This window comes from Halioxenophilus sp. WMMB6, assembly GCF_033283405.1.
GTDB lineage: Bacteria > Pseudomonadota > Gammaproteobacteria > Pseudomonadales > Cellvibrionaceae > Halioxenophilus.
Window position 1 is genome coordinate 1 of sequence record NZ_JAWMQR010000021.1, and the last position, 3,846, is coordinate 3,846.

The window sequence follows — 3,846 nt, forward strand, 5'->3', positions numbered from 1 at the left end:
AAATGAGGCTATGGCACAGGCGTATCGCAGCGGCCATTACAGCTTAGCTGAGGTTGGTCGTTATTTTGGGGTGAGTTACGCAACGGTAAGTAGGGCGGTTAAGGCGTTAGAGTCGGTTGTGTGAAATGTAAGGCCTGACCCCTATGCCTCGCACCCGCGTATTCGAAACGTGACAGTGGAAGGGTTCGAAGTGAAGCTGGAGGAGTGGGCCTATCAAACCGATGGCAGCCACGGCAGTGAGTTTATCAGTTATCTGGTATCTACGCCGGGTGTGCACACCTTAAGTGTGGGTGGCTCTGCTATTCAAATTGAGGCAGGCGTGCACAGCACGGCTACGGCCACTACCACCAATAGCCAGTTTGATACGGTCACCTTTACCTCGGCCTTTAGTACCACACCGGTTGTTTTCGCCAGCCTCGGCAGCACCAACGACCCTGACCCTGCGTTTGCCCGTGTGGGTAACATTCGGACCAACAGTTTTGCAGCGGCTATAACCGAGGCGGATGCGGATGACTATGTTCGCAGTGCCAACGACGATATCCACTGGATCGCGATAGAGGCTGTTGCTGGGACCGTGGATGGTAGTAGTACAACGTTGCAGGTGTTGGTGACAGATGTTGCTGTTACTGACAGTGGTTACGAGCAGGTGGTTGACCTCAGCGGCGAAGATCTTACCCGCTTGATTGTGGGCAGTAAGATGCAAACGAAGACCGGTGGAGATTCAGCGGTTGCCCGCTACGACCAAACGTCACTTACGGCAACCGGCGTCACCCTCTATTCCCAGGAGGAACAGTCACTCGACAACGAAACCACGCACACCACAGAATCGGTTGGCTTACTGTTGGTTGGGGGACAATAAGATGCAGGGAATTAATATTATTATGGAAATTGGAAGCCAGCTGACTATGCGCTCTTTCATTAAAATTGCCCGCTGGGTTGGAACAACACTGTTCAGTACCTGGTTTTTGCTAGCGAGCACACTGGTGCAAGCTGATAGTAAGCTCTACTTTGTGCATAACGATCATTTGGGCACGCCTCAGGTGGTAACGGACCAGGCGCAGAACGTGGTTTGGCAGGCGGATTATGAGCCGTTTGGGGCGGTGAATGAAGAGGTTAACGCGTTGGATATTGAGACGCGGTTTCCTGGGCAGCATGCGGATGAGGTTAGTGGGCTTTATTATAACTACTATCGGGATTATGATCCGGAGATTGGGCGATATATTCAGAGTGATCCCATTGGACTCAATGGTGGGATTAATACTTATGGGTATGTAAATCAAAACCCAATTATATATACCGATTCTATGGGACTTGCGCCCGATAGAGCATGCTTGATTGCGTCATCTGCAGCTGGGGCATTTAGCGGCAATCGAGTCGGTTCCACCATAGGAAGCTTGTTAGGCGGCGTCGGTGGAACTATTGTAGAGCCGGGAGGAGGCACTTTACTCGGTGCCTCAGGTGGTTCAGCCGCTGGCGGTTTATTGGGTACTGGGGTTGGTACAGGGCTTGGGTTTGCTTACGGTTATTTTAGATGCCCAGAAGATCCGGAGGATGCCGGACATGATGCGGCTGATGAGTTGGCGGACGATACTGATTGTCCCAGTGCCGATACTGATAGAAATGGACCAAATTGCGCCGAAATTAGATTGCAATGTAAGGACAAATGTATTGAAAAAGCACTTGACTATGGGTTAGTTGGTAACAACTCTGGGCCATGGATTGCAAGATGTGAAACCACCTGCTCAAGTGCATTGGGTTGTAGTCCACACCCCTACTAATTTAATAGGTTAACCATGAACAAAGATTTTGCTGAAAAGTTATTAGGTGAGCTTCTTCAATGCCACGAAGCTCTTGGAAGAGTAGAAGTAAGTGCTAGATCTATAGAGGATAAGGATCTTCAAAGAGCCATGCGTAAAGCAATTATGTTTTCTGCTTCATATCTTTATACCGAGGCGATGGGAAGAATAATTTCGCGATATCCCGAACTCGAACCATTTCCTTTAAACGGGGTACAACCAAAATCAGAGTAATCAGATAGTGTACCCTGTGCTTGTATCTGTTGGTGCTCCGTCTTTTTTTGAAACTTTAGCGAATCTATAAGGAGCTAATAGCGGGGTTTCTTTTAGCTCTTTCTTCAACGAGCAAGCGCTGGGGTCAGGCCTGAATGGCACTTACTTAAGGCTAAGGTATTGATTTAAATTAGAAAAAGCTGGTCCAATGGTGGAGCTTCACCTCGCCAAAGATTCCACTCTCACCAAGGGGCCAGCTTTCTATGAATGCTAAACATATTCGATGTAAGCAGCAACGGGAAATAATCCGGTCAGAAACTTCTGCGCAAAATTCGGTAAGCTTTTTCAATTTGCTGACAGCTCCAGAGTTGTTCGACACGCTAGAAGAGTTATTGCCGGAGCATCGTGAGCGTTTATTTCCACCAACTGAAACGCTATCGCTGTTTTTGGCACAAGCCATGCAGTCCGACCGTTCGTGCCAAAGGATCGTTAATGAATCGGCATTATCTCGAATCGCTCATGGGCTCAAGCCTTGCAGTAGCTACACCGGAGCCTATTGTCGCGCACGCCAACGGCTGCCTACTGACCTTGTTTCGTCGCTGGTAAGAACAACGGGACGCTTATTAACTGAGAACATAATCCAAGATTGGCGGTGGCAGGGCCGGTCTGTATATATTATTGATGGCACGACAGTAACTCTGCCCGATACACCTCAAAATCAACGGGCGTATCCACAGCAAAGTGCACAAAAGCCGGGGTTGGGTTTTCCAATCGTACGAATTGTTGGCGCAACCTGTTTGGCTAGTGGTGCTGTATTAGATGCAGCCATGGGGCCTTACAAAGGGAAAGGCGGCAGCGAACATGCGCTATTACGCTCGATACTGCCTAGCTTTAAAGCAGGCGATATTCTTTTGGGGGACTCACTTTATGGTAGCTACTATTTGCTTGCCGAGTGCCAAGAGCGCTCGATAGATGTAGTCTTCGAACAGCAGGGTGGTAGAAAGCGCAAGGTTGATTTTCGAAAGGGCAAGCGGCTGGGAAACAGCGATCACCTAATCGTCATCACAAAGCCGAAACAACGTCCTGATTGGATGAGTGAAGAATGTTACGACAATTTACCTGAAGAACTAGTCATCCGGGAATTGAAAACTAAAAATAAAATATTGATAACGACTTTGTTGAGTGAAAAAGAAACATCAAAGCATGCATTAAAGGAGCTATACCAAAGTCGTTGGCACATTGAGCTGGATATTAGAAATATCAAAACCACCATGGGTATGGAGACCTTGTCATGTCGAACACCAGAAATGGCTGAGAAGGAAATGTGGGTATATTTATTAGCATACAATTTAATTAGAATTATTATGGCGGAATCAGCAAAATTAGCTGGTGTGTTACCGCGTATGCTGAGCTTTAAACATACCGTTCAGCTTTGGTTGATTTGGAGTGGGCAATTGCATTCGTTTGACCCCAGTCAGCAACGAAAACTGTTTCAACTTATTGCACAACAGCAGGTAGGCAAAAGGGCTGGCCGCGTTGAGCCGAGAGCTATAAAGCGCAGACAAAAGCCTTATTCATTGCTAATGAAACCACGCCTTGATGCACAAAGGGACATTAGGCTACATGGCCACCCACCTAAACAACGTGAGTGGAACAGGCCTGGGAAAAAACAGAATATAGAAGGTGTATGCGCTTAAGTAAGTGCCATTCGGGTCAGGCCTTACATTTGACATTCCGCAAAATTACTCTAGCATAGGCCAGAAATCTCTCTAAGAATCCGGAGTGGGTTATGGCGAGGCCTCTACGAATTGAGTTTGCTGGCGCGTTGTACCATGTG

The 3,846-nt window shown here is 47.7% G+C and carries 4 protein-coding genes; all 4 read left to right on the plus strand.

Annotation, left to right across the window (positions count from 1 at the left end; all coding sequences use genetic code 11):
• The first annotated feature begins 175 nt into the window (after positions 1-175).
• Positions 176-859, plus strand: a complete 684-nt coding sequence (locus SBL51_RS23110) for a hypothetical protein (RefSeq protein WP_317933570.1) — start codon at positions 176-178, stop codon at positions 857-859.
• 1 nt (position 860) lies between these two features.
• A complete protein-coding gene (locus SBL51_RS23115; protein ID WP_317933571.1) occupies positions 861-1,778 on the plus strand; it encodes an RHS repeat-associated core domain-containing protein in 918 nt (305 codons plus the stop codon).
• 15 nt (positions 1,779-1,793) lie between these two features.
• Complete coding sequence (locus SBL51_RS23120) at positions 1,794-2,030, plus strand: hypothetical protein (RefSeq protein WP_317933572.1); 237 nt, start codon at positions 1,794-1,796, stop codon at positions 2,028-2,030.
• A 242-nt stretch (positions 2,031-2,272) separates the two neighbouring features.
• Positions 2,273-3,706, plus strand: coding sequence for an IS4 family transposase (locus SBL51_RS23125; RefSeq protein ID WP_317933573.1), 1,434 nt, complete (start codon positions 2,273-2,275; stop codon positions 3,704-3,706).
• Positions 3,707-3,846: the final 140 nt, after the last annotated feature.

Coding starts and splice junctions, on each gene's coding strand:
- SBL51_RS23115 (WP_317933571.1), top strand. CDS start 861: ATGCAGGGAATTAATATTATTATGGAAATTGGAAGCCAGCTGACTATG.
- SBL51_RS23120 (WP_317933572.1), top strand. CDS start 1,794: ATGAACAAAGATTTTGCTGAAAAGTTATTAGGTGAGCTTCTTCAATGC.
- SBL51_RS23125 (WP_317933573.1), top strand. CDS start 2,273: ATGAATGCTAAACATATTCGATGTAAGCAGCAACGGGAAATAATCCGG.